Annotated in this window: 1 protein-coding gene; it reads left to right on the plus strand. The window is 33.6% G+C overall.

Annotated features, from left to right (window positions below; translation table 11 throughout):
• On the plus strand, window positions 1-351 hold a 351-nt coding region (locus ACSIPU_RS30730; protein ID WP_435322498.1), incomplete at both ends, for a hypothetical protein.

Below are 351 nucleotides of genomic sequence, written 5' to 3' on the forward strand. Positions count from 1 at the left end.
TTGTGTTACTCTTCTTTTCAAGCATGATTTATGCGTGCGGTGATAACCCTATCGCCCTTGTTCAGGGACCATTTGAAGTTAAGTCTTTTACTAATGGATTTATTTGTTTTCAATCTGCGCCTGATAAAAGGGATATATATTTTTATCTAAGCCGTATTAATAATGGTAAGTTATATAACTCTAAAGTCGATACCTTCTATTACTCTGATGCCCCGGTGGAATTAATGACCATTTTCTTTATGCAAATAAATGGGTATAGAAATGTTGTTGTTCTTCTTCGATGGCATGTAAATTATGAAGGCAATGGTGTCGAATATCCGTATTATTATGAGGTTAAATCATATAAACATG

It is taken from the genome of Klebsiella sp. HN106, assembly GCF_051209435.1.
Lineage (GTDB): Bacteria > Pseudomonadota > Gammaproteobacteria > Enterobacterales > Enterobacteriaceae > Klebsiella > Klebsiella oxytoca.